Consider the following 24,107-nt stretch of genomic DNA (forward strand, 5'->3'; position numbering starts at 1 on the left):
GTCGGCTTCCGCGTACCTGTGCCGTGCGGTCAGCTCTGGGTGTGCTGCGTCTGCTGCGGCGTCTCGTTCACCGGGCGGGCGCTGGAGACGTCGCCGGGTGCCGCCTGGATCGTACGCGGCGCGGCCTGCGGGGCGTCCGCCGGCTGCTCGGCGGGGGGCGCGTCGTCGTTCTTCATCGCCTTGGCCTCGCTCTTGAGGATGCGCATCGACTTGCCGAGGCCGCGTGCCATGTCCGGCAGCCGCTTGGCGCCGAAAAGCAGCAGGATGACGACGAGAATGAGAATGATCTCGGTGGGGCCGAGCCGTCCGAACATGTGCGTCTACCTTCTCACCGAGGCGGCATGGGTACCTGTCTGTGACCCGCGGGCGCAGTAGGCCCGCTGACCACTCTGCCAGCGATCGTAACGTGCGGGAGTAAACGTGTGGCAATCACCCGGCATCCGTACAGTTGCTGCCCCTGCCGCGCTCTCGTGGGGCCGCGATCTGCAGCGTACCTCCCGGGACCGCTGAGAACGAGAGCCCGTCGGAGGCGGTACTGCCCGGTGGCCGGCCGGAGTTCACGGCCGGGAGAGCTCCCCGGCCTCCCTGGCCAGCGGATCGGCGGCACGCTGCAACTCGTCGGCGGCGCGCGTCAGATCGGCGCTGCTGCGCCCCACCTGACGGGCGAGGCCGACCACCTCGGCGTACACGCGGATGCCGAGGACGCCGAGCACGAGGATGCCGGCGGTCGCGAGGCCGACGTACAGGTAGAGCCACCACATGGATGCCGAGCGTAGCGGCTCAGCCCAGGTGGAGCCGCATCGTGCGCACACCGCCGTCGGTGAGCAGCTCCACTATGCGGTCGCCCGCCGGCTTGCGCACCGGGCTGCCGCAGTCGGGGCAGGTGAAGGAGTAGAAGGTCGTCCGGTGGCTGCCGCCGATGGCCAGCCGCAGGTCGCCCGCGGTGAGCTCGAAGCTCGCCCGGCACTCGGTGCAGGAGGCCCGGAAGACCGCCTCCGGCGCCGGATCGCCGTCGGGGACGGGATCGTCCGGGCCGAAGGTGCGGGCCGCGTCCGCCCGGTCGGCCCGGTCCGCCGTGTCCGCAGTGTCCGTCATGGGTGCTCCCCGTCACTCACCGTAGGCCGCGAGGGCCTGGGTGGCCGCGTCCCGGGCACTGGTGACCAGGTCGGCCGGGGAGACGATGCGGCCGTCCCGGCCGAGCCGCAGCGCCAGCCGGCGCAGCGAACCCGGGTCGGGGGTGCGCAGGGTGATCCGCAGGCCCCCGTCGGGCAGTTCCTCGGCGCGGTCGTGCGGGTAGTACTCGGCGACCCAGCGGCCGCCGGGCCCCACCTCGGCCACCACCTCCGGGTCGTCGCCGGCCGGCTGCACCAGTCCCTGGGACAGGTCCCGGGGCTCGATGCGCGGCGGGTCGCTGGCCTCGTCCAGCAGCCGGATCTCGGCGACCCGGTCGAGCCGGAAGGTGCGCCGGTCCTCCGACAGGCGGCACCAGCCCTCGAAGTAGGTGTGGCCCACGGCGAACAGCCGGATCGGGTCGACCTCGCGCTCGGTGAGCTCGTCCCGGGCCGGTGAGTAGTAGCGGATCCACAGCCTGCGGCGCTCGGCGATGGCCCGGTCGACGTCGGCGAAGACGCTGCCCTCGGACTCGAAGGTCACCGAGAGCCGTGACGAGGCGCCGGCGGCCTCGCCCGCCGCTCCCTCGATCTTGGCGGTGGCGCGCAGCAGCGCCTGCCGGTCGCTCTCCCGCAGCCCGGGCAGGTTGGCGACGGCACGGGCGGCCACCAGCAGCGCTGCGGCCTCGTCGGCGGCCAGCCGCAGCGGCTGGGCGACGTCGTCCACGTTGTGCCACCAGATGCGCTCGCCGTCGGTGTCGATGTCGAGCAGGTCCCCGCCGCGGAAGCTGGTCCCGCACAGCGGGAGCACGTTGAGGTCGCCGATCAGCTCGGCCTCGGTGACCCCGAACGCGCGGGCCACGTCGCTCACCCGTGCGCCGGGGCGCTCGCGCAGATACGTGACCAGGGACAGCATCCGGCGCGTCTGGTCGATCGCGTTCGCCATCTCGTTCTTCTCCCCCGCTCAGCCCTTGGCGACGGCGCGCAGCCGGTCCACCACGTCGGCCCGCAGCTCGGCGGGCTCCAGCACGACCACGTCCGGGCCGAACTCCACCAGCCAGGCGTCCAGTCCGTGCCCGTACGGGATCTCCAGCTCGTCCCAGTCCGCGTCCACCGGCAGCGTCTCCACCGCGCGGGCCCGCAGCGGATAGCCCGAGTCGCGGCGCAGCCGGATCCGGGCGGTCGCGGTCGCGCCCTCGCCGGCCCAGCTGGCCACGGCGGCCCGCACGTCCACGTGGTCGGGCACCTCGGCGGTGAAGGTACCGCCGCGGGTGCGCACCCGGCCGGTGATCCGGGAGAGCCGGAACACCCGGACGTCGTGGCGGTCGCGGTCCCAGCCAGCCAGGTACCAGTGGCCGCGCCAGCACTCCAGCGCCCAGGGCTCGACCTGGCGGGGCTCGGGGCGGACCGCGTTGGCCTTGCGGTAGTCGAAGGCGACGGGGCGGCGGTCGCGGGTGGCCAGCATCAGCGGCTCGAACGCCGGCTCGGGGGCCGGGATGCGCGGCTCCAGGGCGCTCTGCCCGGAGACGGCGGGATCGCGCGAGCCGGCGGCCGCCTCGGCGTCGCTGTCGTCGAAGGGCACGCCGGCGGCGCGCAGCTTCTGCAGGGCGCCGCTGGCGGCCTCCGCGAGCCGGGCCTGCTGCCACACCTTGGCGGCCAGGCTCAGTGCGGCGGCCTCCTCGGCGTCCAGGGCGATCTCCGGAAGGCGGTTGCGGTCCCTGCGGGCCAGGTAGCCGATCTCGCCGTCGATGCTCTCCACGGTCTCGATGACCATGCCGAGTTCACGCAGGTCGTCCTTGTCCCGCTCGAACATGCGGTTGAACGCCTCGTCGGAACCGATCTCGTGATAGGCCTCGATGGAGGCGCGCAGCTCCCGCTTGCTGACCGGGCGCCGGGTGTTCATCAGGCACAGCGCCAGGTTCATCAGCCGCTCGGCCTTGGCAATGGCCACTCGACGCAACCTTCTTCCTCTTCAGCTCTCGATCGAGACCGTACCGCGACGGCGCCGCCCGGCAAAAGCGAATGCGGCCTGCTCGCCGGGGGTCCCCGGCGAGCGGGCCGGGACACGCCGGAGCCCCCGCGGCACCGGCAGTGCCGGCGCGGCGGGGGCTCCTCTGCGCGAAGGACGCCCTACGGTCCGTCAGACGGAGAGCAGGTCCACCACGAAGATCAGGGTCTCGCCCGGCTTGATGGCCGGCGTCGGGCTCTGGTTGCCGTAGGCGAGGTGCGCCGGGATCGTCAGCTGGCGACGACCGCCGACCTTCATGCCCTGCACGCCCTGGTCCCAGCCCTTGATGACGCGGCCGCCACCGAGGGGGAAGGTGAAGGGCGAGTTGCGGTTCCAGCTGGCGTCGAACTCCTCACCGGTGCTGAAGGCGACGCCGACGTAGTGGACCGTGACGTTCTGTCCGGACTTGGCCTCGGCGCCGTCACCCTCCCAGATGTCCTTGATCTCCAGGTCGGCCGGGGGCTCGCCGCCCGGGAAGTCGATCTCGGGCTTGTCGATGCTCACGTACGTGCTCCTCTTGATATTGCGGACAACCTGCACAGTCTTACACCACGGCGAGGATGTCGACCGCGAAGACCAGGGTGGAGTTGGCGGGAATCCCGCTCTGCGCCTTGTTGCCGTAACCAAGGTCCGGCGGCACGACGAGCAGCACGCGGCTGCCGGTCTTCTTGCCGACCAGGCCCTGCTGCCAGCCCTTGATGACCTGCTGGAGGGAGAACGAGGCGAGCTGGCCGCGGGAGTACGTCGAGTCGAACTCCTTGCCGCCGTTCCACAGGACGCCCTTGTACTGCACGAGCAGGTTGTCGGCGGCCTTCACCGCGGGGCCGGTGCCCTCGATGACGTAGTCGGACACCAGCTTGGCCGGCGCCGCACCCTTGGGGACGTCGATCGAGGGTGCCTGGCCGTCGGTGTTGGTGCCGACCTTGGGCAGCGCGGCGTCGCTCTGCGGCACGGCCTTGCCCTGGGCGGAGCTCTTGGCGCCGAAGGTGTTCACCACGTCGACGACGAAGACGAGCGTGTCGGTGCCCTTGATGCCGGCCTGGGCGTTGCCCTGCGCGCCGTAGCCGAGGGCCGGCGGGATGGCCAGCTCGACGCGGTCGCCGACCTTCTTGCCCACCAGGGCCTTGTCCCAGCCGGGGATGACCTGCCCGACGCCGATCGGGAAGATGGCCGGCGCGCCGCGGTCGTAGGAGTTGTCGAAGACCTTGGCGGTGCTCCAGATCTGGCCGAGATAGTCCGCCTGGAGGTAGTCGCCGCTGGCGACCACGGCGCCGTTGCCCTGGATGACGGTCTTGACCGCCAGGTCGCTGCTCGGGTTGCCGGACCCCTTGGCGACGGTCGGCTTCTCGCCGAACTTCGTGCCGGCGGTGATCTCCGGCACCGGACCGCTGACGATCTTGACGTCCGCCGCGGGGGCCGAGGCGGAACCCGATGGGGAAGCGCCGGGCTTGACCTTGTCGGACTTGTCGTCACCGCAGCCCGCGAGCGTGAGCAGGCCGGCGGGCACGGCGAGGAGGAGAGAACGTCGGCGCACAGGGATCCCCATCAGGTCGATCTTGTGTATCTGGCGTGCGCGCCACTCTACGGCGTGCGCGGGGCCCCGTACGAACACCGACGGGGCCCCGCGCCTGCCTTCACGCTCTTGTGCTACATCCCGGCGATCAGCTTCTCCACCCGGTCGTCGACGGACCGGAAGGGGTCCTTGCACAGCACCGTGCGCTGCGCCTGGTCGTTGAGCTTGAGGTGCACCCAGTCGACCGTGAAGTCGCGCCGCTGCTCCTGGGCGCGGCGGATGAAGTCGCCGCGCAGCCGGGCCCGGGTGGTCTGCGGGGGCACCGACTTGGCCTCGAAGATCTTGAGATCGTTGCAGATCCGCTTGGCCTGACCCCGCTTCTCCAGCAGGTAGTAGAGCCCACGGCGGCGGTGGATGTCGTGGTAGGCGAGGTCTATCTGCGCGATGCGCGGGTGCGACATGGTGATGTTGTCGCGGGCCCGGTACCGCTCGATCAGCCGGTACTTCATCACCCAGTCGATCTCGGTGCCGATCCGGTCCAGATCACCGCTGCCGATCGACTCCAGGGCCCGGCCCCACAGTTCGAGGACCTGCTCGATGACGCCGCTGCGGATGCCGCGACGCTCGCAGAAGTCCACCGCCTTGGAGTAGTACTCCTCCTGGATCTCCAGGGCGGAGGCCTCCCGGCCGGAGGCGAGGCGCACCTTGCGCTGTCCCGTTATGTCGTGGGAGACCTCGCGGATCGCCCGGATGGGGTTCTCCAGCGTGAGGTCCCGCATGACGGTGCCCGCCTCGATCATGCGCAGCACGAGGTCGGTCGCGCCGACCTTGAGCAGCATGGTCGTCTCGGACATGTTGGAGTCGCCGACGATGACGTGCAGGCGCCGGTAGCGCTCGGCGTCGGCGTGCGGCTCGTCCCGGGTGTTGATGATGGGCCGGGAGCGCGTGGTGGCGGAGCTGACGCCCTCCCAGATGTGCTCGGCGCGCTGGCTGACGCAGAAGACCGCGCCGCGCGGGGTCTGCAGCACCTTGCCGGCGCCGCAGATCAGCTGCCGGGTGACCAGGAAGGGGATGAGGATGTCCGCGAGGCGGGAGAACTCCCCGTGGCGCGCGACGAGATAGTTCTCGTGGCAGCCGTAGGAGTTGCCGGCGGAGTCGGTGTTGTTCTTGAAGAGGTAGACATCACCCGCGATGCCCTCCTCGTGCAGGCGCCGTTCGGCGTCCACGAGGAGCCCTTCGAGAATGCGCTCACCCGCCTTGTCGTGGGTGACCAGTTCCGTCACGTTGTCACACTCGGGAGTGGCGTACTCCGGGTGGGACCCCACGTCGAGGTAGAGGCGGGCGCCGTTGCGGAGGAAGACGTTGCTGCTACGACCCCATGACACGACACGGCGGAAGAGGTACCGCGCCACCTCGTCCGGGGACAGACGCCGCTGTCCCCGGAACGTGCACGTGACGCCGTACTCGTTCTCCAGCCCGAAAATGCGGCGGTCCATGCTGAGACCTTACGCCTGATGCGTGGACCTCAAACCGTCTTGGGCCGCGGCGATTCGATCTTTTTCTGTCCCGCTTGCCGGGTTTGGAAGGTGCAACGGCCGGCCGCCTGCCAGCAGGACCGCCAGCGCGGCCACTCCGCCCGCCCCTGCGACCGCGAACGCCGCCACGGCTCCGCCGTACTGGGCGGCCGGTCCCGAGGCGGCGGTGCCGACCGCCGCCCCGACGCCGACCGCGGTGACGATCCATGAGAACGCCTCCGTGACGGTGCCCGCCGGGGCGTGCCGGTCCACCACCACGAACGCACAGGCCAGCGTGGGCGCCAGGAACAGTCCGGACAGCGCCGCGAGGGCGGTCATCAGGGCCACCCCGGGCACCAGGGCGAGCGGGAGATAGCAGACCGCCAGGCCCGCCATCAGCAGCCGCAGTCTGCGCTCGTGCACCCCCGGCCACTGCCGGGCGCCGTACGCGACGCCGCCCACCAGCGCGCCGAATCCGGTGCCGGACAGCACGTAGCTGGAGACCATCCCGCCACCGTGGTCGTCGGCGTAGGCGACGGCGGCCACCGCGATGGAACCGAGCGCCAGGCCGACGAAGAAGAAGGAGGCGACCAGCACGACGATGCCGCGCGAGCGCAACGGCCCCAGCCAGTCCGGGACCCGCGGCTGCGAGCGCCACGCCCGCGACGGCGGCGAGGCGACCACGCTGACCGCCCCCGCCACCCCCACGGCCGCGATCCACAACAGCGCGGCCGCCTCGGAGAAGCCGGCCACCAGCAGGGTCACCAGCAGCGGCCCGACCGCGAACATGACCTCCTGCGCGGCGGCGTCGAGGGCGTAGGCCGCGTGGACGCGGTCGGGCCGCTCGAGCACGCCGGGCCACAGCGCCCGCAGTCCGCCCTCCAGCGGCGGGGTGAAGAAGCCGGCGACGAGCATGGCCGCGTAGGCCAGGGGCAGCGGGCGGAGCCCGGCCAGCGCGAAGACCGCCATCCCGGCGGCCGAGGCGAGCGCGGCGGGCAGCATCACGCGGGGCTGGCCGAGCCGGTCGACGGCCCGGCCCAGCAGCGGCTGGCCGACGGCGTTGGCGATGCCGTAGACCGCGGACAGCGCGCCGGCGAGGGCGAAGTCACCGCCCTGGGACCGGGTCAGGAGCACGATCCCGAGCGCGGCCGTGGCGTTGGGCAGCCGGCCGACGAGGGTGCCGGCCAGCAGCCGCATCGCGTGCGGTGCGCGCAGCAGGTCCGCGTAACCCGTCGCCATGTGCCGTCCTCGTCTAGTTGTACGTATAACGTCCTGGGTCATACGTACCATGGCCGCAGTCCACGGGTCCAGCCGTGGCACCGGTCGAGCAAGGCGAGCAAGGCGAGAGGGGCCACTCACGGTGACCGACACAGCGCGTCCGACCTCCCGGGACGTCGCGCGGGCCGCGGGGGTCTCACAGGCCACGGTCTCGCTCGTGCTCGGCGGCAAATGGCGCGGCCGGGTGTCCGAGCGCACCGCCGACACCGTCCGCGCGCAGGCCCGCGAGCTCGGCTACCGGCCCAACATCGCCGCGCGCAACCTGCGCCTGGGCCGGACCCGGACCGCCCTGCTGGTCGTGCCCTCGATCACCAACGAGTACTTCGCCCGGATCTACACCGGCGCCGCCCGCGTGGCCGAGGAGAACGGCTTCGGCGTCGTGCTCTACCCCTCCCCCGAGGGCGTCGGACCGGCCCGGGACCCCTTCGGCTCGGCCCAGGCCGCGCTGGACGGCATCATCGCCTCCTCCATGGCCGCCGACGCGCTCGCCGCGATCGGGGAGGGCGGCCTGCCCCTGGTGATGCTGGACGCGGACCCCGCGGAACCCGGGCCCGCCGCCACCGTCAACCTCGCCATCGCCGACGGGATGCGGCAGATCGCCCGCCACGTAGGGGCCCTCGGCCACCGCCCGGAGCGGGTCGCCCACCTCGCCGCCGCCATCGACACCTGGACCTTCCGGGTCCGTGCCCAGGCCCTCGCCGAAGTCCTCGGGACCACACCCGCCACCGAGCACTCCGCCCTGGACCCCGAGGCCGCCCGGCAGGCCGCCGAGCGCCTGCTCGCCCGTCCCGGCGCCCGTCCGACCGTGGTGGTCTGCGACGACGACGTGCTCGCGGTCGGCGCCTGCAAGGCCCTGCGGCGCCTCGGGCTGCGCGTCCCCGACGACGTCTCGGTGACCGGCTACGACGACTTCGCGCTGGCCACCGCGATCGAACCGGAGCTCACCACGGTCCGGCTGCCCGCCGAGGCGGTCGGAGCCGGCGGCATGACCGCCCTGCTGGACGCCCTGGCGGGCCGCCCGGCCACCGGCGCCGAACTCCCCGTCCACCTCGTCGTCCGCGGGTCCACCGCCCCGCCACGGGACGCCTGAGGGCGCGTACGCGAGCGCCCCGGCCACCGCGGGGGCGGCCGGGGCGTTCGACGAGGCGCGGGAACGTGCGGACTCACACGTCCTCGTCGAGCTCCGGGAGGTCGTCGTCATCGTCGGTCGTGGTGGCGGGCGCGGCCTTGCCGGTCGTACCGGCCGTACCGGACGCGCCCTCCTCCTCCAGCAGCCGCGACAGCTGCCGGCCGAGGATGCGCTTGAACTTGCGCTGCTGCGGCCGCGTGCGGTCCAGCACCGCCACTTCCAGCTGCTCCGCCGTGAGCTGCCGGTCGCTGCCGTTGTTGTCCCGGCTCAGGGACTCCACCGCCAGCTTCAGCGCCTCCGAGAGGGTCATGCCGTCGCGGTGCCGCTGGTCCAGATAGCTGCCGATCTGGTCGGAGTTGCCGCCGACCGCCACGGCGCCGTGCTCGTCGACGATCGAGCCGTCGTGCGGCAGCCGGTAGATCTGGTCCTCGGAGGGGTCGGCACCCACCTCCGCGACGATCAGCTCCACCTCGTAGGGCTTCTCGCCGACGCTGGAGAAGATGGTGCCCAGGGTCTGGGCGTACACGTTCGCCAGGCCGCGGGCGGTGACGTCGTCACGGTCGTAGGTGTAACCGCGCAGGTCGGCGTAGCGCACCCCGCCGATCCGCAGGTTCTCGAACTCGTTGTACTTGCCCACCGCGGCGAAGGCGATGCGGTCGTAGATCTCGCTGACCTTGTGCAGTGCGCGGGACGGGTTCTCGGCGATGAAGACGATGCCGTCGGTGTACTGCAGAACGACGACGCTGCGCCCGCGCGCGATGCCCTTGCGGGCGAACTCGGCGCGGTCGGCCATGGCCTGCTGGGGTGAGACATAGAACGGCGTCGACACCGGCTATCCGTCCCTTTCTGTCGAGTGCGGGTGCATCTGAGGACGTCCGGGCTCAGAGCAGCTCGGCGCGCGGGCCGTCGGGCTGCTCCATCCGCCGCTCATGGACGGCACGGACGATCTCCTGGCTCTCGGACTCGGTGAGCCTGCGGAAGCCGTCCTCGGTGATGACCGTGACGATCGGGTAGATGCGGCGGGCCAGATCGGGACCACCGGTCGCCGAGTCGTCGTCCGCCGCGTCGTACAGCGCCTGGACGACCAGGGTGGTGGCCTGCTCCGCGGTGAGGTCGGGCTTGTAGAGCTTCTTCATCGCGCCGCGGGCGAAGACCGAGCCGGAGCCCGTGGCGGCGAAGCCGTGCTCCTCGGAGCGGCCGCCGGTCACGTCGTACGAGAAGATCCGGCCCTTCTCGCGATCGGTGTCGTACCCGGCGAAGAGCGGCACCACGGCCAGGCCCTGGAGCGCCATGCCGAGGTTGCTCCGGATCATGGTGGACAGGCGGTTCGCCTTGCCCTCCAGGGAGAGGACGTCGCCCTCGATCTTCTCGTAGTGCTCCAGCTCCAGCTGGAAGAGCTTGACCATCTCCACGGCCAGGCCCGCCGTGCCCGCGATGCCCACCGCCGAGTACTCGTCGGCGGGGAACACCTTCTCGATGTCGCGCTGCGCGATGATGTTGCCCATGGTGGCGCGCCGGTCACCGGCGAGCACCACGCCGCCGGCGAACGTCGCCGCGACGATCGTGGTGCCGTGCGGCAGCTCGACGGCGCCCTGCAGGGGCGGCAGCGGACGGTTGCCCGGGAGCAGCGCGGGCGAGTGCGCGCCCAGGAAATCCACGAACGACGACGACCCGGGCGTCAGGAAGGCGGCCGGTAGACGCCCGGTGCTACGAGTGTTGGCTTCCACACGTTTCCTTCCACGTAGTCCGCTGCGTGGCGCAGCAGTTCTGGGTGTGGCACTGCTCGCACCCTACCCGTGAGGTGATCGCGATCCACATGCCGCGGGGCAGGAGTTGGGAAACCGTGCACGGACGCGACCGCCCCCAGGGCGGCCGACGGGAGGGGCGCGGCGTGCGCGCCCCTCCCGTGCCGCTCGACGGCGAGCCGGGTGTGCTACTGGCCGCCCTTTTGCACGAAGGAACGCACGAAATCCTCCGCGTTCTCCTCGAGGACGTCGTCGATCTCGTCCAGCACGGAGTCCACGTCGTCCGACAGCTTCTCGTGGCGGTCCTTGAGGTCGGAGCTGCCCTGCGCGTCCTGCGCGGTCTCCTCGACCTCCTCGGCCGAACGCGTGGCCTTCTGCTGTCCGCCGCCGGTGTCCTTGGTAGCCATGTGTCCCTCACCCCGCTCGGTTCCATGTCCTACAAGATCAGACCCTACAAGGAGGGCCTGACATCGGCCCCCGGTATTGCGCAACGTCCGGGGGCCACCCCCATGATTCCCAGTTCGGGAGGATTTCAGCCCTGATCAGCCGCCCGACAGGATCCGCACCAGCTCCTCCGCCGTGCGGCAGCGGTCGAGCAGCTCCTTGACGTGGTTGCGCGTGCCGCGCAGCGGCTCCAGGGTGGGCACCCGCTGCAGGGAGTCACGACCGGGCAGGTCGAAGATCACCGAGTCCCAGGAGGCCGCGGCGACGTCGTCCGCGTACTGTTCGAGGCAGCGCCCGCGGAAGTAGGCCCGGGTGTCCTCCGGGGGCTTGCCCACGGCCCGGTCGACCTCTTCGTCGGTGAGCAGCCGCTGGACCCGTCCCCGCGCGGCCAGGCGGTTGTACAGGCCCTTCTCGGGGCGCACGTCCGCGTACTGCAGGTCGACCAGGTGCAGGCGCGCCGCGTCCCACTCCAGGTTGTCCCGGCGGCGGTAGCCCTCCAGCAGTTCCCGCTTGGCGACCCAGTCCAGCTCGCGGGACAGGCTCATCGGGTCGCTCTCGAGCCGGTTGAGCACGTCCTCCCAGCGCCCGAGGACGTCCTTGGTCTGCTCGTCGGCGTCCGTGCCGAAGCGGTCCTCGACGTACTTGCGGGCGAGCTCGCAGTACTCCATCTGGAGCTGCACCGCGGTGAGGGTGCGGCCGCTGCGCAGCGTGACCAGCCGGCGCAGCGTGGGGTCGTGGCTGACCTGGTGCAGGGTGCGGACCGGCTGGTCGACGGCGAGGTCGACGTTGATGAAGCCGTCCTCGATCATCGACAGCACCAGGGCGGTGGTGCCGAGCTTGAGGTAGGTCGAGAGCTCCGCGAGGTTGGCGTCGCCGATGATCACGTGCAGCCGCCGGTACTTCTCGGCGTCGGCGTGCGGCTCGTCCCGGGTGTTGATGATCGGCCGTTTGAGGGTGGTCTCCAGCCCGACCTCGACCTCGAAGTAGTCGGCGCGCTGGCTGATCTGGAAGCCGTGGTCGTGGCCGTCCTGGCCGATGCCGACCCGCCCGGCGCCGGTGACCACCTGGCGCGAGACGAAGAAGGGCGTCAGGTGCCGCACGATGTCCGAGAAGGGGGTCTCCCGCTTCATCAGGTAGTTCTCGTGCGTGCCGTAGGACGCGCCCTTGTTGTCGGTGTTGTTCTTGTACAGGTGGATGGGCTGGGCGCCGGGAAGCTGGGCGGCCCGCTCGGCGGCCTCGGCCATGATGCGCTCGCCGGCCTTGTCCCACAGCACCGCGTCGCGGGGGTTGGTGACCTCCGGCGAGCTGTACTCCGGGTGGGCGTGGTCGACGTAGAGCCGGGCACCGTTGGTGAGGATCACATTGGCCAGGCCGATGTCCTCGTCGGTGAGCTGGCTGGAGTCCGCGGCCTCGCGGGCGAGGTCGAAGCCGCGGGCGTCCCGCAGTGGATTCTCCTCCTCGAAGTCCCAGCGGGCGCGGCGCGCCCGGTGCATCGCCGCCGCGTAGGCGTTGACGACCTGGGACGAGGTGAGCATGGCATTGGCGTTCGGGTGGCCCGGGACGGAGATCCCGTACTCCGTCTCGATGCCCATTACTCGCCGTACGGTCATGCGGCCCTCCTTGCCCGGCTCCGGGCCGTGCCGGCCCGGTCGCTCAAGTACCGCCCCGCACATGACCCTCGGGCGGTACCGATGAGCCTAGAACGCGATGACGGTGGTGGGGAGATCATTACGCGCTTTCTTGGGTTATGCCGGGGTGAAACACTCCGGCTGCGGGTGCCCCTGCGTGGGCACCCGCAGCCGGAGAGTGGTCGCGTTACAGGTACTGACCCGTATTGGCGACGGTGTCGATGGAGCGACCGGTGTCGGCGCCCTGCTTGCCGGTGACGAGCGTGCGGATGAAGACGATCCGCTCGCCCTTCTTTCCGGAGATGCGGGCCCAGTCGTCCGGGTTGGTGGTGTTGGGCAGGTCCTCGTTCTCCTTGAACTCGTCCACGCAGGCGGCGAGCAGGTGGGAGACGCGCAGGCCCCGCTGGTTGTGGTCGAGGAAGGCCTTGATCGCCATCTTCTTGGCCCGGTCCACGATGTTCTGGATCATGGCGCCGGAGTTGAAGTCCTTGAAGTACAGGACCTCCTTGTCACCGTTGGCGTAGGTGACCTCCAGGAAGCGGTTCTCCTCGGACTCCGAGTACATCCGCTCCACCACCGACTGGATCATGGCGTCGACGGTGGCCTCGGCGGACTCGCCGTGCTCCGACAGGTCCTCCCCGTGCAGCGGCAGGGTCGCGACCAGGTACTTGGAGAAGATGTCCTTGGCCGCCTCGGCGTCCGGCCGCTCGATCTTGATCTTCACGTCCAGGCGGCCGGGCCGCAGGATCGCGGGGTCGATCATGTCCTCGCGGTTGGAGGCGCCGATGACGATGACGTTCTCCAGCCCCTCGACACCGTCGATCTCGGCGAGCAGCTGCGGGACGATGGTGTTCTCCACGTCCGAGCTGACACCGGACCCACGGGTCCGGAACAGCGACTCCATCTCGTCGAAGAAGACGATGACGGGGGTGCCCTCGCTGGCCTTCTCCCTCGCACGCTGGAAGACCAGGCGGATCTGCCGCTCGGTCTCGCCGACGTACTTGTTCAGCAGCTCGGGGCCCTTGATGTTCAGGAAGTAGCTCTTGCCCTGGGGCTGCCCGGTGACCTCGGCGACCTTCTTGGCAAGGGAGTTGGCGACCGCCTTGGCGATCAGGGTCTTCCCGCAGCCGGGGGGGCCGTAGAGGAGGACGCCCTTGGGCGGGCGGAGCTCGTACTCCTTGAACAGCTCGGCGTGCAGGTAGGGCAGTTCGACCGCGTCGCGGATCTGCTCGATCTGGTTCCGCAGGCCGCCGATCTGGCGGTAGTCGATGTCGGGCACCTCTTCGAGGACGAGCTCCTCGACCTCGCTCTTGGGCACCCGCTCGTAGACGTATCCCGAGCGCGGTTCGAGCAGCAGCGCGTCGCCGGCGCGGAGGGTGCCGTCCAGCAGCGGCTCGGCGAGCCGCACCACCCGCTCCTCGTCCGTGTGCCCGATGACCAGGGCCCGCTCGCCGTCCTCAAGGATCTCCTTGAGGGTGACGATGTCTCCGATGCGCTCGAACTCCATGGCCTCGACCACGTTGAGCGCCTCGTTGAGCATGACTTCCTGGCCGCGCCGGAGGTCGTCCAGCTCGACCGACGGACTGACGTTCACCCGCAGCTTGCGGCCGCCGGTGAAGATGTCCGCCGTCCCGTCGTCGTTCGCCTGCAGGAACACGCCGAATCCGGCGGGGGGCTGTGCCAGCCGGTCCACCTCTTCCTTGAGAGCCACGATCTGGTCGCGGGCCTCGCGGAGGGTGTTGGCCAGCCGCTCGTTCTGAGCGGAGACACCCGCAAGATTGGTCTGCAGCTCGACGATCCGCTCCTCGAGAATCCTCGTGTGCCGCGGAGAGTCGGCGAGCTTACGTCGCAGGACGGCGATCTCCTGCTCAAGAAAGGCGACCTGGCTCATGGGGTCTTCCGATCCACGAGCGGGTCGGCCGCCACGGTTGATGTCGTCGTCGTGGGCCGCCACGGTCCTCACCTCCTCCAAGGGGAGCTGGACGCTTCCAGACCCTACCTGGGCCAGTAGGGGTTGAAACCCCTAGATCACAAAGACGTCCGGTGTGTGTCCGATCTTCACCCTTGCGCACGTCCTCGTGCCAGGGAGATACCCAGCCATCACCATCCGAAAGCGGCCGGTTGTATCGTCGGTTCGGTCAACGCCCGTCAGGGGCGGTCCCTTCCCGAACGATGAACGGCAGGCGAGATACCCGTGAGCGACGAAGTCGTCGAGGCGCTTGAGGTCTGGATCGATCAGGACCTGTGCACCGGAGACGGCATCTGTGTGCAGTACGCGCCCGAGGTCTTCGAGCTGGACATCGACGGGCTCGCCTACGTCAAGGGTGAAGACAACGAGCTGCGTCAGGCCCCCGGGGCCTCCGCCCCGGTACCCCTGCCGTTGCTGACCGATGTGGTGGATTCGGCCAGGGAATGTCCTGGCGAATGTATTCATGTACGTCGGGTTTCGGACAGTGTAGAGCTGTACGGACCCGCCGCGGAGTGATCTGTCACACGCCGTTCGCGAGCGGTCCCGGAACCTCGTAGTAGGTGCCGGACCGCCACTCCCAGCTGTAGTCCCGCATCTGGTCGGGGCAGCAGCGCGGGATGTCGTCCGAGGAGTAGCCGAGGACCGTGGCGCGAACCTTTCGTTCCTCGATCCGCAGGTCCTTGAAGGACCGCTGCTCCTTGGGGTCGACCAGGGTCTCCACGATCCGTGGCGCGCCGCCGCCTGCGGCGTCCGGCGCGAGCACGTACAGACCGCTGGGCGGCGTACCCGTCCCGGAGTGGCAGCGTGCGACCGCGACCGTCTCCGGGCGTCCGTCCCCGTCCAGGTCGCCGGCGGCCCGGCCGACGACGTCCACCGGCGCGCCCGCGCAGTTCATCGGGTAGTGGGCGGCCTTCGGGTCAGGCGGCTGCACGGCGGGGACGCCGGCCTTCACTCCGGCGACCGGCCGCTTCGCGGTGGAGGCCCCGGCGGGCTGCACCAGGGCGGCGCTGCCTATGACGGCGGCGATGACCGCGGCCGTGGTGATCCAGTGCACCGAACGGGCCCGGGTGTGCGGAAGGGCCTGCCCTGCGGTTGGCTGCACGCGCCTGTCTCCTGTGGAGTTGGTCGAGCGGGGTGGCCAGCATGCTGCCACAGCGCACACGGCGCCGGTACGACCGGGTCCCGTGTGTCGCGGATCTCTTATCGGTACGTCATATGACGTATGTGACAGGAGACAACGGCAGGGGAACGAAAGGCGCCGCCGCCGGAATCCCGGCGGCGGCGCTTCCCGTGGTGCGCGATCACTCCGTCGTGTCGGCCGCCTCGGCTGTCTGGTCCGCGACCGGCTCGACGGCCTCGGTCGCCTTGGCGGACCTGCCCGACGCGCGCCCGGCGCCCGGACCGGTGTAGTCCTCGCCGTACGCGCCGGGCGCGGGGCGCCTGCGCCGGAGCGGGGGCTCGACTCCGTCCGCCAGCCGGCGGGCGGTCAGCAGGAACCCGGTGTGCCCGATCATCCGGTGGTCCGGACGCACCGCGAGGCCCTCGACGTGCCAGGTGCGCACCATCGTCTCCCACGCGGACGGCTCGTTGAACGTGCCGTGCTCGCGGATCGCCTCGACGGTCCGGGCGAGCTGCGTGGTCGTCGCCACGTAGGCGCACAGGATGCCGCCGGGCACCAGGGCCTTGGAGACGGCCTCCAGGCACTCCCAGGGGGCGAGCATGTCCAGGATGACGCGGTCGACGTCGACGTCGCTGAGGTTGTCCTGCAGGTCGCCGACGGTGAGCTGCCACGCGGGGTGCGGACCGCCGAAGTAGCGCTCCACGTTCTGGGTCGCGATCTCGGCGAAGTCGGCGCGGCGCTCGTAGGAGTGAAGCATCCCCTCGTCACCGATCGCCCGCAGCAGGAACATGCTGAGCGAGCCCGAGCCCACGCCGGCCTCCACGACGCGCGCGCCGGTGAAGATGTCGGCCATGGACAGGATCTGCCCCGCGTCCTTGGGGTAGACCACGGCGGCGCCGCGGGGCATGGACAGGACGTAGTCGGGGAGCAGGGGGCGCAGCGCGAGATAGGCGACGTTTCCCGTGGTTCGGACCACACTGCCCTCGGGGGCGCCGATCAGCTCGTCGTGCGGGAACGACCCCTTGTGGGTGTGGAAGTTCTTCCCGGCTTCGAGCGTGAACGTGTAGTGGCGTCCCTTGGGATCGGTGAGCTGGACCTGGTCCCCGACCTTGAAGGGCCCGCGACGGCGGGCGGCACCGGTCGGTTCGGACATGCGCCCCAGCCTACCGGTCTTTTCCGGGGGCTCGGTTCGCCTCCGGGGCGCCCTGTGACGCAGGCCGTCGCGTTCCCCGTGGGCCGCGCCGGACGCTCGCGTCCGCACCGCCGGGCGGGGCGGGCCTCAGGCCGACGCGGTGGGCCGGGCCATGGCGGCGAGGAAGGCCTTCTCGACGTCCGCGGTGGACAGCACGCCGTAGATCTCGCCGGAGTTCTCCACCACCAGGTACTCCGTGGCCGGCGTCGCCCGCAGTGTGTCCAGCAGGTCCTCCCCCGCGAGTTCCGCGGAAACCTTCATGCCCGGCTTGATGTCCTGCGCCAGTCCGGAGACGGCGACCCAGGGCCGCCGGTGCTCGGGCACGCCGACGATCGCTGCCTCGCGGACCACGGCGGTGGGGGTGCCGTGGCCGTCGACGACGACGAGGGCGCGGGCCCCGGCCTCGTTGGCGCGCCGGAGGGCTTCGGAGAGCGGGGTGTCGGAGGCCACGGGCAGGGCGCGGCGGGTGAGGGTCCGCGCCTGGAGCTCGGGGAGGTGCTCACGCAGCCGCGCCATGCGCAGGGCGTTGCCCGCGCCGGTCCAGATGATCGCGGCCAGGATGGCGGCGAGCAGGGCGTCGGTGAGCGAGTCGAAGCCGGTGGCGTCGCCGGTGCCGTCGCTGAGGCCGCCCGCGTACGACAGCAGGGGCAGCCCCACCAGGACCGCGATGGCGAGGAAGCGCCCGATCCACGCGGCGGCGACGGTGCCGGTCATGGGCCTGCCGGTGATCTTCCACACCACCGCGCGCAGCATGCGCCCGCCGTCCAGTGGGAGTCCCGGCAGCAGGTTGAACGCCGCCACGAGGAGGTTGCTGATCATCAGCCCCGCCAGCAGCACGCCCGGCACGGTGCCCGGGTCCACGCCCTGCATGCCGAGGTAGAACACCCCGGCCAGGACGAGCGAGAGCAACGGCCCGATGAAGGCGAGGACGAACTCGCGCCCCGGGGTGTCGGACTCCTTCTCGATCTCCGAGACGCCGCCGAAGAACTGCAGCTGGATGCGGCGCACCGGCAGTCCGAAGCGGAGCGCGGCGACGGTGTGGGCGAGTTCGTGCACCAGGACGGAGGCGTAGAAGGCCACCGCGAAGAAGAGCGAGACGAGATAGCGGGCGGCGCCGAGTCCGGGCAGGACGCGGTCGAGTTGACCGCCGAAGACCCAGGTGATCAGGGCCGCGACCAGGAACCAGCTCGGGGCGACGTACACGGGGACGCCGAAGATGCGGCCCATGAGGATGCCGCCGCCGGGGCCGGCGGGGCGTTTGCCGGTGCCGCCGTCGGCTCCGGGAGTCTGCTCGCCGCCGTCAGGCGGCTGCTGGCTCTCGCTCACTGGTTCCCCTCGTTTTGCTGTCGGTCCGACGTCGATGGTATTGCCCGGCTGCCCGGAGCCGACACCGGCTGTCGGTGCGACCCCATAGGGTCCTGCCATGGGCACCAGCATCGAACCCGTTCCGCCGACGCCGCGAAGGCCGCCGGCCGCTCCTTCGTCGTTGTCGCCGTCGCGCGCCGCCGACTTCATGCGGTGCCCCCTGCTGTACCGGCTGCGCGTGATCGACAAGCTGCCGGAGAAGCCGAGCCCGGCCGCCGCGCGGGGCACGGTGGTGCACGCGGTGCTGGAGCGGCTCTTCGACACTCCGGCCCCCGAGCGCACGGCGGAGCGGGCGCGGGCGATGGTGCCCGGGCAGTGGCAGCGGCTGCTGGAGGAGCGTCCCGAGCTGTCCGAGCTGTTCTCCGCCGAGGAGGGGCAGGAGCTGGCGGAGTGGCTGGAGGGGGCGGCCGGGCTGGTGGAGCGGTGGTTCTCGCTGGAGGACCCGACGCGGCTGGAGCCCGCGGAGCGCGAGCTGTACGTGGAGACCGAGCTGGAGTCGGGGCTGACGCTGCGCGGCTACATCGACCGGCTCGACGTGGCCCCGGCCTCCGGCGACCTGCGCGTGGTGGACTACAAGACCGGCAAGGCCCCGCGCCCGGAGTACGCGGACGAGGCGCTGTTCCAGATGAAGTTCTACGCGCTGGTGCTGTGGCGGCTGCGCGGGCTGGTGCCGCGCCGGCTGCAGCTGGTGTACCTCGGCAGCGGCGAGGTGATGACGTACGACCCCTCGGAGGCGGACCTGCTGGCGGTGGGGCGCAAGCTGGAGGCGCTGTGGCAGGCGATCCGGCGGGCCACCGAGTCCGGCGACTGGCGCCCGCGACCGAGCCGGCTCTGCGACTGGTGCGACCACCAGGCGATCTGCCCGTCGTTCGGCGGCACTCCCCCGCCGTACCCGCTGGCGGTGGTGGGGAAGAATGGGGATTCCTGAGCTGAGGAGATCACGTGGCCATTCGCGTTCTGCTGGTCGATGACCAGCCGCTGCTGCGCACCGGTTTCCGGATGATCCTGGAGGCGGAGCCGGAACTCGCGGTGGTGGGTGAGGCGGGGGACGGTCAGCAGGCGCTGGAGCAGGTGCGGGCACTGCAGCCGGACGTCGTGCTGATGGACATCCGCATGCCGCGGATGGACGGGGTGGAGGCCACCCGGCAGATCACCGGCCCCGGCCGGGACGGCCCGGCGAAGGTGCTGGTGCTGACCACCTTCGACCTGGACGAGTACGTGGTCGAGGCGCTGCGCGCGGGTGCCAGCGGCTTCCTGCTCAAGGACGCCCCGGCGCACGAACTGGTGCAGGCGATCCGGGTGGTCGCGGCGGGCGAGGCGATGCTCGCGCCGAGCATCACGCGGCGGCTGCTGGACAAGTACGCGGGCCGGCTGCCGTCGGGCGAGGAGCCGGTGCCCCAGGCGCTGCACACCCTGACCGACCGTGAGGTCGAGGTGCTGAAGCTGGTCGCGCGGGGCCTGTCGAACGCCGAGATCGCGGCGGAGCTGTTCGTCAGCGAGACGACGGTCAAGACCCATGTGGGCCACGTGCTCACGAAGCTGGCGCTGCGCGACCGGGTGCAGGCCGCGGTGTACGCGTACGAGAGCGGTCTGGTGCGCCCCGGGGCGCAGTAGTCGTCCCCCGGATGGGGCGGGGGACGTCCGGTCTGTCGGGGACCGGAGGCGCCGGACGGGTCAGCCGGCCTGCGCGACCTTCTGGATCTCCCAGAAGCGGAAGACGGTGGACGGGTCGAGCGTCCACTCCAGGCCGTTCACGGTGTCCTTCGCGGCCACGTACTGCTTGCCCTGCCACAGCGGGATGATCGGCACGTCGTCGGCGACCGTGTCCTGCAGCTCTTCGAAGTCCGCGGTGGTGGAGGCGCGGGCGGCCTGGGCGGCGGTGCGCGGGATCAGTTGGCCGCTGATCCGCTGGTTCACGTAGTTGTTGGACAGCACGTTGCCGTCGCCGAAGAAGGGGGCGGTGAAGTTGTCGGGGTCCGGGTAGTCGGGGACCCAGCCGCGGACGTAGACCGCGTACTTGCCCTTGGAGATGTCCTTGGCGTACTGGTCGGCGTCGGTGGTCTTGACGTCGACGTCGAACAGGCCGCTGGAGTTGAGCTGCTGGGCGATCTCGGTCAGCTCGGGCACGGTGCCGGGTCCGTAGCGGACGGGGGTGCCCCAGAGGGTGAAGCGGACCTTCTCCGTGATGCCGGCGTCGGTGAGCGCGGCCTGGGCGGCGGCCGTGTCGGCGCCCTCGCCGTAGCGGTCGAAGAACGCGGTGTTGTGGCCGGTGATGCCCTGCGGCACGATCGAGTACAGCGGGCTGGCGGTGCGGTCGTAGACGTCGCGGATGATGGCCTTGCGGTCGATCAGGTAGGCGACGGCGCGGCGGACGGCCTTGCTGGCGACCACGGGGTCCTTGACGTTGAAGACGAGGTGCTGGACCTCGGCGCCGGTGCCCTCGACGACCTTCATGCCGCTGTCCCCGGAGGCCGCCTTCTGCTGCAGGGCGGCGATGTCCTTCGCCGCCAGGCCGCGGTAGGCGAGGTCGACGCTGCCGCTCTCGAGGGCCTTCTCCAGGCCGCTCTCCTCCGCGAAGAACTTCATGGTCATACCGGAGTTGTGGACCTCCGCGGTGCCCTGGTAGCGGTCGTTGACCGAGAAGACGGCCTGGTCGCCGGCGGTGTACGTGTCCAGCCGGTACGGGCCGCTGCCTATCGCCTTGTCGTCCTCGCGGAGCTTGTCCGCCGGGTACTCGCGGTGGTCCACGATGGAGCCGGCGCCGGAGGCGATCTTCATGGGGAAGGTCGCGTCGGAGTACTTCAGGTGGAAGACGACGCGGGCTGCGGAGGGGGTGTCGATCGTCTTGATCGAGTCGAGGAGGACGGCGGGGCCGTTCTCGTCGTTGATCTTGATGGTGCGCTCGAAGGAGTACTTGACGTCCTGCGAGGTGAGGTCGTCGCCGTTGCTGAACTTCAGGCCCGGCCGCAGGGTGCAGTCGAAGGTCCGGCTGGCCGTGTCGGTGAAGGCGCAGTTCTCGGCGGCCTCGGGCTCGGGCTTGGTGGCGCCCTTGGGGAAGCTCATCAGGGACTGGAAGACGTTGTTGAAGACGATCCAGGAGCCCACGTCGTAACCGGAGGCGGGATCGACGGCGGTGACCTTGTCCGTGATCCCCATCGTGACGGATTTTCCCTCGCCACCTCCGTCGCCGCCGCCGCTTCCGCAGCCGGTGGCCAGGATCGCGGTCGCGGAGAGTGGGAGAGCCAGGAGTTGGACTCGTTTCCTCACGGGGTACCTCAAAGCGTCGTGGTGCGGATGGGCCCGGCTGCTACGGATCCGGGCGTTGTGCCCGGATCCGTACCAGCCGGCGGCTCATCCTGCCACGCCGCGCCCGAGCTCCCAGAACTGGGCCGTGGAGGAGGAATTCAGCAACCACTCGGCGCCGGTGATGTTGTCACGCGTGGTGACGAACTGCTTGTCCTGGTACAGCGGGATCACCGGCAGGTCCTGGGCCAGGATGTTCTGCATCTTGAGGAAGTCCTTGTCCGTCTCACCGCGGTCGGCGGTCTGACGGGTGCTGGGCAGCAGCGAGTTCTTGATGTCGCCGCCGGGGTAGTTCAGGTTGAGGAAGCCCTCGGCGAAGAACGGCGCGATGTAGGTGTCCGGGTCCGGGAAGTCGGGGAGCCAGCTCAGGTCGTACATCGCCCACTGGCCCTTGACCGCGCCCGGAAGGAACTTCTTCCACGGCATGCCCTTGAGGGTCACGTCGAACAGGCCGCTGCTGTTGAGCTGCTTCTGCAGGGCCAGCGCCTCTTCCTTGTTCGGCGTGGCCGGCCGGTCCGTCGGGTACGAGAACGTCAACTTGACCGGGGTGCTGATGCCGGCGGCGGACAGGACCCCGGCGGCCTTGTTGCGGCTGGGCTGCCCGTAGGTGTTGAAGTACGCGTTGCTGTGCCCGACGATGCCGGTGGGCACGGCGCCGAACAGCGGCGTCGCGGTGCGGTGGGTCACATCCCGGGTGAGCGCGCCACGGTCGACGAGGCGGGCGATCGCCTCACGCACGGCCTTGTCCTTCACCGTCGGGTCGTCGATGTTGAAGAACATGTAGCGCACGGAGGGGCTGGAGGCCTCCGTCAGCTTGATGTTCGGCTCCTTGCCCTGCTGGATGCCGGCGATCTGGTCGGAGGTGAAGGTGCGGTTCACCATGTCGATGTCGCCGTCGGTGAGCGCCTTCTCCATGTCGGCCGCCGTCTCGAAGAAGCGGACCTCGATCTTGCTGTTGTTGAGCTTGCCGACCAGGCCCTTGTAGTTCGGGTTGGCGCTGAGAACGGCCTTGCCGTCCTCCCACGAGTCCAGCTTGTAGGGGCCGGAGCCGACCATCTGCAGGCCGTCCAGCGGCTTGTCGGCGGGGTACACCTCGCTGTCGACGATGGCCGCGGCCGGGGTCGCCAGCTTGTACGGGAACGTGGCGTCGGAGGCCTTGAGGTGGAAGACGACGGTCTTCTCGTCCGGGGCCTCGACGGACTGGATGTTCGACAGGAGGCTGACCGGGCCGTAGTCGCTCTTGATCTTGATGACGCGGTCGATGGAGAACTTGACGTCCTCGGAGGTCAGCGCGTGCCCGTTGGAGAACGTCAGGCCGTCGCGCAGAGTGCAGCGGTAGGTCTCGGACTTGGTGTCCGAGAACTCGCAGGACTTCGCCGCGTCCGGGGACGGGATCGTCGCGCTGCGCTCGTAACCCAGCAGCATCTGGAAGGTGTTGTTGAAGAAGGTGTACGTGCCACCGTCGTACGAGGTGGCCGGGTCCACGGGAGAGGGCAGTTCCTTGGACACCGCTATGTGGTCGGTGGTGCCGACGACGATCGCGTCGCCGCCGCCGCTTCCCGCGTTCGAGTCGCCGCATCCGGCGAGTACGGGCGCGGCGAGGCCCATCACGGCCGGCAGCACCAGCAGCTTGCGATTCATCCTCGTTGTTCTCCCTCTTCCGGCCCTCGGCCGCGCAGTCTTGAGCGGGGCGACGATACCCGGAATTGCCGGTGCCCGGCATTCCGGCCTACCGCCCCCTGACACGGAGAAGTTGAGCCCGCGTCACAGGCGGATAACAGGGAGTGGTGCACCGATATCCGGACAGCGGAACGAACAGCCCTCCGCGCCCCAATACGGACACAACAGCACTACGCGCACCGTCAATTGACGGGCCGAAGCACGCCCGGACGGTGCTGTCGACGCCCGTCGACGTGAAAAGTATCACGCCGGCCGAGGGCCGCCGGTAAAGAATTCGGCAGCAGCGAAACGTCACGGAAAATGAGCGGCCGGGCGCCCAGAGTTTCCACTCAATTTATGGCGACGCTCAGTGAACGTCCGTAATCAGAGAGCGCAGAAATGGCACGTCGACGGCTTCGAGGGAGGCGACGACGGCCCGGCCAGGCGCGGGCTCGATCGGGGCGATCGAGGGCACCGCCACCACCTGGCACCCGGCCGCCTCCGCGGCGCGGACCCCGGTCGGGGTGTCCTCGACGACCACGCAGCGCGCCGGGTCCGCGCCCAGGCGTGCGGCGGCGTGCAGATACGACTCGGGGTGCGGCTTGCCCTGCACCACCTCGTCCCCGGCGACGGAGAACGCGAAGTGCTCGCGCCCGATGGAGAGCATCACCGCGTCGATGATGCGGCGGTGGGAGGCGGAGACCAGCGCGGCGGGCACGCCGTGCGCGGCCAGTTCGGTGAGCAGGCGCCGGGCACCCGGCATCAGCGGTACTCCCCGGCCGATGAGCTCGACGAAACGCAGGTTGATCAGCGCGGACAGCTCGGCGAGGGTGGCGTCCGTCCCGGTGACCGAGATCAGATGTCCCAGGCTGCGGGCCATCGGGCCGCCGACGACCACCTCGCGGTGCGTGTCGTCGAGGACGTGACCGAGTTGCGCGAAGACTTCCACCTCGGCGTTCCACCAGAAGCCTTCGGTGTCGACCAGCGTGCCGTCCATGTCCAGGAGGACGGCCTGCAGGCCTGCGTCCCGGGCCGGCCGGGTCTCGGTGACGGGAATACCGCTGGTCATGCGCCCCACATCCTTCGCAGTCCAGGGGGCACAAAGGCCGGTCGCCTCGCGCCCCATGGTGG

General features: G+C 70.5%; 24 protein-coding genes. 4 read left to right on the top strand and 20 right to left on the bottom strand.

From position 1 onward, the window contains the following. Nucleotides 1–29: 29 nt before the first annotated feature. The 9 genes from tatA to ACIP98_RS17485 all read right to left on the bottom strand — a co-directional run bounded on the left by tatA (nt 30) and on the right by ACIP98_RS17485 (nt 7,383). Nucleotides 30–314 (bottom strand): Sec-independent protein translocase subunit TatA, encoded by a 285-nt coding sequence (gene tatA / locus ACIP98_RS17445; protein WP_319662011.1) that lies wholly within the window; start codon nt 312–314, stop codon nt 30–32. Nucleotides 315–557: 243 nt separating this feature from the next. Further along, entirely contained in the window at nt 558–761 is a 204-nt protein-coding gene (locus ACIP98_RS17450) for a hypothetical protein (protein ID WP_319662010.1), read from the bottom strand. Between the two features lie 19 nt (nt 762–780). After that, nucleotides 781–1,095, bottom strand: a complete 315-nt coding sequence (locus tag ACIP98_RS17455; protein WP_401976679.1) for a hypothetical protein — start codon at nt 1,093–1,095, stop codon at nt 781–783. A 12-nt stretch (nt 1,096–1,107) separates the two neighbouring features. Further along, nucleotides 1,108–2,055 (bottom strand): WYL domain-containing protein, encoded by a 948-nt coding sequence (locus ACIP98_RS17460; RefSeq protein WP_319662007.1) that lies wholly within the window; start codon nt 2,053–2,055, stop codon nt 1,108–1,110. 18 nt (nt 2,056–2,073) lie between these two features. Beyond that, entirely contained in the window at nt 2,074–3,060 is a 987-nt protein-coding gene (locus ACIP98_RS17465) for a helix-turn-helix transcriptional regulator (protein WP_401976681.1), read from the bottom strand. 189 nt (nt 3,061–3,249) lie between these two features. Next, entirely contained in the window at nt 3,250–3,621 is a 372-nt protein-coding gene (locus tag ACIP98_RS17470) for an FKBP-type peptidyl-prolyl cis-trans isomerase (RefSeq protein WP_319662005.1), read from the bottom strand. A 40-nt stretch (nt 3,622–3,661) separates the two neighbouring features. After that, nucleotides 3,662–4,651, bottom strand: a complete 990-nt coding sequence (locus ACIP98_RS17475; protein WP_319662003.1) for an FKBP-type peptidyl-prolyl cis-trans isomerase — start codon at nt 4,649–4,651, stop codon at nt 3,662–3,664. A gap of 113 nt (nt 4,652–4,764) precedes the next feature. Continuing rightward, a complete protein-coding gene (pafA, locus tag ACIP98_RS17480) occupies nt 4,765–6,126 on the bottom strand; it encodes a Pup--protein ligase (RefSeq protein ID WP_319662002.1) in 1,362 nt (453 codons plus the stop codon). A 9-nt stretch (nt 6,127–6,135) separates the two neighbouring features. Next, the gene (locus tag ACIP98_RS17485) at nt 6,136–7,383 is read right to left on the bottom strand and encodes an MFS transporter (RefSeq protein ID WP_401976684.1); all 1,248 of its coding nucleotides are present in this window, start codon (nt 7,381–7,383) and stop codon (nt 6,136–6,138) included. A 121-nt stretch (nt 7,384–7,504) separates the two neighbouring features. Here ACIP98_RS17485 and ACIP98_RS17490 point away from each other — a divergent pair, with 121 nt between their 5' ends. Then, entirely contained in the window at nt 7,505–8,512 is a 1,008-nt protein-coding gene (locus tag ACIP98_RS17490) for a LacI family DNA-binding transcriptional regulator (protein WP_401976686.1), read from the top strand. 73 nt (nt 8,513–8,585) lie between these two features. On the opposite strand, the gene prcA is transcribed toward ACIP98_RS17490, so the two are convergent. From prcA to arc, 5 genes are all read right to left on the bottom strand, one after another. Next, nucleotides 8,586–9,380 (bottom strand): proteasome subunit alpha, encoded by a 795-nt coding sequence (prcA, locus tag ACIP98_RS17495; RefSeq protein ID WP_401976688.1) that lies wholly within the window; start codon nt 9,378–9,380, stop codon nt 8,586–8,588. Nucleotides 9,381–9,432: 52 nt separating this feature from the next. Continuing rightward, the gene (gene prcB, locus ACIP98_RS17500) at nt 9,433–10,278 is read right to left on the bottom strand and encodes a proteasome subunit beta (protein WP_319661998.1); all 846 of its coding nucleotides are present in this window, start codon (nt 10,276–10,278) and stop codon (nt 9,433–9,435) included. A gap of 206 nt (nt 10,279–10,484) precedes the next feature. Further along, on the bottom strand, nt 10,485–10,703 hold the full coding sequence (locus ACIP98_RS17505; RefSeq protein WP_319661997.1) for a ubiquitin-like protein Pup: 219 nt from the start codon (nt 10,701–10,703) through the stop codon (nt 10,485–10,487). Between the two features lie 135 nt (nt 10,704–10,838). Next, nucleotides 10,839–12,350 (bottom strand): depupylase/deamidase Dop, encoded by a 1,512-nt coding sequence (gene dop, locus ACIP98_RS17510; RefSeq protein WP_319661996.1) that lies wholly within the window; start codon nt 12,348–12,350, stop codon nt 10,839–10,841. A gap of 205 nt (nt 12,351–12,555) precedes the next feature. Next, on the bottom strand, nt 12,556–14,322 hold the full coding sequence (arc, locus tag ACIP98_RS17515; protein ID WP_319661995.1) for a proteasome ATPase: 1,767 nt from the start codon (nt 14,320–14,322) through the stop codon (nt 12,556–12,558). Between the two features lie 234 nt (nt 14,323–14,556). Here arc and ACIP98_RS17520 point away from each other — a divergent pair, with 234 nt between their 5' ends. Then, nucleotides 14,557–14,853, top strand: a complete 297-nt coding sequence (locus ACIP98_RS17520) for a ferredoxin (protein WP_401976846.1) — start codon at nt 14,557–14,559, stop codon at nt 14,851–14,853. Nucleotides 14,854–14,857: 4 nt separating this feature from the next. On the opposite strand, the gene ACIP98_RS17525 is transcribed toward ACIP98_RS17520, so the two are convergent. From ACIP98_RS17525 to ACIP98_RS17535, 3 genes are all read right to left on the bottom strand, one after another. Next, a complete protein-coding gene (locus ACIP98_RS17525) occupies nt 14,858–15,439 on the bottom strand; it encodes a hypothetical protein (protein WP_401976693.1) in 582 nt (193 codons plus the stop codon). Between the two features lie 199 nt (nt 15,440–15,638). Continuing rightward, nucleotides 15,639–16,610, bottom strand: coding sequence for a tRNA (adenine-N1)-methyltransferase (locus tag ACIP98_RS17530; protein WP_319661991.1), 972 nt, complete (start codon nt 16,608–16,610; stop codon nt 15,639–15,641). A gap of 126 nt (nt 16,611–16,736) precedes the next feature. Next, entirely contained in the window at nt 16,737–17,975 is a 1,239-nt protein-coding gene (locus ACIP98_RS17535) for a site-2 protease family protein (RefSeq protein ID WP_401976696.1), read from the bottom strand. Nucleotides 17,976–18,072: 97 nt separating this feature from the next. Here ACIP98_RS17535 and ACIP98_RS17540 point away from each other — a divergent pair, with 97 nt between their 5' ends. Beyond that, nucleotides 18,073–18,942, top strand: coding sequence for a RecB family exonuclease (locus tag ACIP98_RS17540; RefSeq protein WP_401976698.1), 870 nt, complete (start codon nt 18,073–18,075; stop codon nt 18,940–18,942). 14 nt (nt 18,943–18,956) lie between these two features. Beyond that, nucleotides 18,957–19,628 carry a response regulator transcription factor gene (locus ACIP98_RS17545; RefSeq protein WP_319661988.1) on the top strand — a complete coding sequence of 224 codons (672 nt, stop codon included), beginning with the start codon at nt 18,957–18,959 and terminating at the stop codon, nt 19,626–19,628. A gap of 60 nt (nt 19,629–19,688) precedes the next feature. Here the strand turns inward: ACIP98_RS17545 and ACIP98_RS17550 are convergent, their stop codons facing one another. The 3 genes from ACIP98_RS17550 to ACIP98_RS17560 form a co-directional block, all read right to left on the bottom strand. Then, on the bottom strand, nt 19,689–21,281 hold the full coding sequence (locus ACIP98_RS17550; protein WP_401976701.1) for an ABC transporter substrate-binding protein: 1,593 nt from the start codon (nt 21,279–21,281) through the stop codon (nt 19,689–19,691). Between the two features lie 84 nt (nt 21,282–21,365). Beyond that, nucleotides 21,366–22,958: an ABC transporter substrate-binding protein gene (locus ACIP98_RS17555; RefSeq protein WP_319661986.1), complete on the bottom strand. Its 1,593-nt coding sequence runs from the start codon at nt 22,956–22,958 to the stop codon at nt 21,366–21,368. Between the two features lie 385 nt (nt 22,959–23,343). Continuing rightward, nucleotides 23,344–24,045, bottom strand: a complete 702-nt coding sequence (locus tag ACIP98_RS17560) for an HAD family phosphatase (protein ID WP_319661985.1) — start codon at nt 24,043–24,045, stop codon at nt 23,344–23,346. Nucleotides 24,046–24,107 lie beyond the last annotated feature (62 nt).

Origin of the sequence: Streptomyces sp. NPDC088354 (assembly GCF_044753585.1) — a bacterium.
GTDB lineage: Bacteria > Actinomycetota > Actinomycetes > Streptomycetales > Streptomycetaceae > Actinacidiphila.

Excerpts from the sequence above, each read along its gene's own strand:
- ACIP98_RS17485 (WP_401976684.1), bottom strand. The coding sequence starts at position 7,383 with ATGGCGACGGGTTACGCGGACCTGCTGCGCGCACCGCACGCGATGCGG.
- ACIP98_RS17540 (WP_401976698.1), top strand. The coding sequence starts at position 18,073 with ATGGGCACCAGCATCGAACCCGTTCCGCCGACGCCGCGAAGGCCGCCG.
- ACIP98_RS17530 (WP_319661991.1), bottom strand. The coding sequence starts at position 16,610 with ATGTCCGAACCGACCGGTGCCGCCCGCCGTCGCGGGCCCTTCAAGGTC.
- ACIP98_RS17555 (WP_319661986.1), bottom strand. The coding sequence starts at position 22,958 with ATGAATCGCAAGCTGCTGGTGCTGCCGGCCGTGATGGGCCTCGCCGCG.
- pafA (WP_319662002.1), bottom strand. The coding sequence starts at position 6,126 with ATGGACCGCCGCATTTTCGGGCTGGAGAACGAGTACGGCGTCACGTGC.
- ACIP98_RS17505 (WP_319661997.1), bottom strand. The coding sequence starts at position 10,703 with ATGGCTACCAAGGACACCGGCGGCGGACAGCAGAAGGCCACGCGTTCG.
- tatA (WP_319662011.1), bottom strand. The coding sequence starts at position 314 with ATGTTCGGACGGCTCGGCCCCACCGAGATCATTCTCATTCTCGTCGTC.
- dop (WP_319661996.1), bottom strand. The coding sequence starts at position 12,350 with ATGACCGTACGGCGAGTAATGGGCATCGAGACGGAGTACGGGATCTCC.
- ACIP98_RS17455 (WP_401976679.1), bottom strand. The coding sequence starts at position 1,095 with ATGACGGACACTGCGGACACGGCGGACCGGGCCGACCGGGCGGACGCG.
- ACIP98_RS17460 (WP_319662007.1), bottom strand. The coding sequence starts at position 2,055 with ATGGCGAACGCGATCGACCAGACGCGCCGGATGCTGTCCCTGGTCACG.
- ACIP98_RS17560 (WP_319661985.1), bottom strand. The coding sequence starts at position 24,045 with ATGACCAGCGGTATTCCCGTCACCGAGACCCGGCCGGCCCGGGACGCA.
- ACIP98_RS17450 (WP_319662010.1), bottom strand. The coding sequence starts at position 761 with ATGTGGTGGCTCTACCTGTACGTCGGCCTCGCGACCGCCGGCATCCTC.